General features: G+C 76.3%; 2 protein-coding genes. Both read right to left on the bottom strand.

Annotated features, from left to right (window positions below; translation table 11 throughout):
• Positions 1-155: 155 nt before the first annotated feature.
• Positions 156-1,781, bottom strand: coding sequence for a serine/threonine-protein kinase (locus EF903_RS30610; RefSeq protein WP_125548240.1), 1,626 nt, complete (start codon positions 1,779-1,781; stop codon positions 156-158).
• A gap of 124 nt (positions 1,782-1,905) precedes the next feature.
• A complete protein-coding gene (locus tag EF903_RS30605; protein WP_125548239.1) occupies positions 1,906-3,048 on the bottom strand; it encodes a serine/threonine protein kinase in 1,143 nt (380 codons plus the stop codon).
• Positions 3,049-3,299: the final 251 nt, after the last annotated feature.

Below are 3,299 nucleotides of genomic sequence, written 5' to 3'. Positions count from 1 at the left end.
GGGCGGAGGGGGGCCGGGGCCAGCGAGTCCGTCATGGCGGTGAGCGTATTGCGCCCGGACCCCTTTGGGTACCCGTCGGTAACCGGATTTTGCCAAATCCGCCAGCGATCACTGGCAGGATGGCCGTGCTTTCGCCCGGCGGGGCGGCCGCGGCCTCAGCGGGAGGGCGGGGCCCAGCCCCTGAGCACGGTGTCGAACTGCGCCCGCGTCGTCTCCCAGGTGGACGTCGGACCCGACATGTACACCGCGTACTCGGTGCCGTCCGGGGCGATGTACATCTGCTCGATGGCGCGGCGGGGACCGGCGTGGACGCCCTTCTCGGTCCAGGTGAACTCCCACAGCGCCGCCCGGGTGCTGTCGCGGAAGGTGTTCTGGTTCAGCCGCTGCCGCTTGTAGTCGGTGCGCCGGCTGACCTGCTTCTCCAGGTCGAGGACGTGCGCGTACGGGGTGTCGTAGTCGGGCGTGGGGTCCAGGGCGACGCGGATGAAGTGCCTGCCGTTGTCCGGGGTGTAGTCGATCTGGTTGCCGTCCATCTGCCGCTTCCAGCCCTCCGGCACCCACAGGGTGAAGCCCTCCGGGTCGGTGACCTTCTTCCAGCCCCCGGGCGGGGAGGCCTCCTTGCCGTCCTCGCCCCCGGCGCCGTCCTGCCGGTCGGGGGCGCTCGCGCTGCGGTCGGCGCCGTCGCCGCCCGCCGCGTCCCCGGTGTACTTCAGCACCCCGAACACCGCGCCGCCGCCGACGAGCGCCGCCACCAGCGCCACCGCCGCGGCCCGCTTGACCCGGCCGGCGGTGGAGCGGGATCCCGCGGCCGGCTCCGCCGGGCCGGCCGGCAGCGCCGCCGTCCCGCCCGTGCCGGACGCCGCGGGCGCCTCCGGTTCGGCCTCCCGTGCCCCCGACAGCTCCTGCGGGCTGACCGCGCGCGTCGGCACGTACGCCTGCGCCGCCCTCGGCTCGCGGCCCTCCATCACCTCCAGCAGCATGCGCTCCGTCTCCTGCGCGGAGGGCCGCTCCTCGGGGTCCTTGCGCAGCAGCGCCGTGATGACGGGCCCCAGCGGGCCGGACTGGCGCAGCGCGGGCGGCTCGTCGTTGACGACGGCCTGCAGGCTGGAGATCGGCGAGGTGCGGCGGAACGGCGAGCGGGCCTCGACCGCCGTGTAGAGGGTCGCCCCGAGCGACCACAGGTCGGACGCCGGGTCCGGGGTGCCGCCGGTGACGCGCTCCGGGGCCAGGTAGTCGATGGAGCCGACGATCTCGCCGGTGCGGGTGATGGAGGAGTCGCCCTCGATCGCGGCGATCCCGAAGTCCGTGAGCAGCACCCGCCCGTCCCTGGCGAGCAGCACATTGCCCGGCTTGACGTCCCGGTGCAGCACGCCGACCGCGTGCGCGGCGCGCAGCGCGCCGAGGACGTGCAGCCCGATCCGGGCGGCCTCGCGGGGCTCGATCCGGCCGGCCGCCTTGGCCGCCTCGGCCAGCGACGGGCCGTCGACGTACTCCATGACGATCCACGGCCGGTCGTCGTGCTCGAAGACGTCGTGGACGGTGACGACGGCCGGGTGCTGGATGCGGGCGGCCGCGCGGGCCTCCTTCTGCGTCCGGGCGTGCAGGACGTCCCGGTCGGCCTGAGCGACGTACAGCCCGGCCGTCAGCTCCTTGACGGCGACGGTCCTGCTCAGGAGCTCGTCGTGGGCGCGCCACACCTTGCCCATGCCGCCGCTGCCGATGGGCTCCACGAGCCGGTACCGGCCGGCGAGCACTGCGCCCGCACCTGTCTGCTGTTCCACGATCCCCGCCACTCTGTGCACTTCGGGCCAGATTACGAAGCGCACGGGGCCGCCGGTACACGGAGGGCACGGTTCCGGCAGCACTGTGACGCAATTGCCGTACTGATTCGCCGTCAGCAGCCCCTCAACCGCCCGATTTGTAACTTCCGGTCGCCTTCTCGAAGACCTCGGTCACCTTGCCCTCGCCGTCCTGCGGGCCCGTGACCATGACGACGTGGTAGCTGCCGCCGAGCGCGACGACGAAGTTGCGGGCGACGACGCTGCGGCCGGTGCCGTCGATCCACGTGTACCGGCCGGTCGCCCGCAACTGCTGCCCCACCTTGGTGGTCTTCACGTCGCCGCCGCTGGCCCACGTCGAGGACCGGTACGGGGCCAGCTCCGGCTCCTTGTCCTTCTGGTAGGTGGCGGGGTCCGGGCTGCCCTCGACCTTGTCCCGGCCCGGGACGACGATCAGGACGTACTGGCCGTCGGTGTAGCGGACCTGGCCCGCCTCGTTCATGCCGCGGCGCTCCCAGCCCTGCGGGACGGCGATCTCGAAGTGCTCCGGGTCCTGTTGGACGGTGTAGCCGGGCGGCGCGGACGCCGGGGCCTGCGGCGCGGGCTGCGAGGGCCCGGGCGTGCCGGAGGGCGCCGGGGCGCTCGGGGAGCGCGGGGCCTGCGGGGACGGCGTCTCCGTCTTGGCCACGGGCGCCTGCGAGACGGCGTCCCGGTCCTGGCCCTCACCGGCCCGCGGCAGGAACAGCACCGCGTACGCCACCGCCCCGGCGGTGAGGGCGAGGACCCCGGCCAGCAGGACCGGTCCGAGGCGGCGGGGGCCGCGCCGGGGGGCCGGGTTGCGGTGCCGGCCGTGCAGGTCGCCGCGCCGGCGTACGGCGGGCAGCCGGGCCGGGTCCGGCTCGGCGGGCGGGAGCGCGCCGGGCGCCGCGTCGGGCTCGGGCGCCGACCGCACGAGGGAGCGCAGCCAGCCCCGGAGCTCCTCGAAGTCGGGGCGCTCGGTGGGGTCCTGGCGCAGCAGTGACTCCACGACCGGCCGCAGCGGGCCGCACTCCTCCGCGAAGGCGGGCGGTTCGGCGCAGACCATCTCGACGAGCTCGGCGGCGCTGTCCTCCGGGTACGGGGGGTGCCCCTGCACGGCCCGGTACAGCAGCGCGCCGAGCGCCCACAGGTCGGTGGCCGGGCCGACGGGGGCCGCGATCTGCCACGGCCCGGCGACGGTACGGGCCTGCTCCGGGGCCCACCGCTCGGTGACGGCCCCGACGACGGCCATCCGCGTCTGCCGCGCCCGCTCGGCATCGAGCCCGGCCCGCGGCCCGCGCGGAGCGGCGGCCCCCGGCGCGGGCCGACCACCGCCGGGGCCTCCCCCCGGGAGGCCGCCGCCGCGGCAGGGGCGCCGGGGCCGTCCGGGAGGCCCGCCGGAATCGACCCGGCCGGTCCCGCGGGGGCGTGCGGAAGGCGGGCGGGAACCGGCCCGCCCGGGCCGCCGGCGGGCGCGGGCCGGGAGGCGGGGCGGTCCCCGCG

It is taken from the genome of Streptomyces sp. WAC05292, assembly GCF_003949955.1.
GTDB lineage: Bacteria > Actinomycetota > Actinomycetes > Streptomycetales > Streptomycetaceae > Streptomyces > Streptomyces globosus.
Note: the sequence above shows the minus strand (reverse complement) of the source record. Positions and strands in the feature narration are given on the sequence as shown.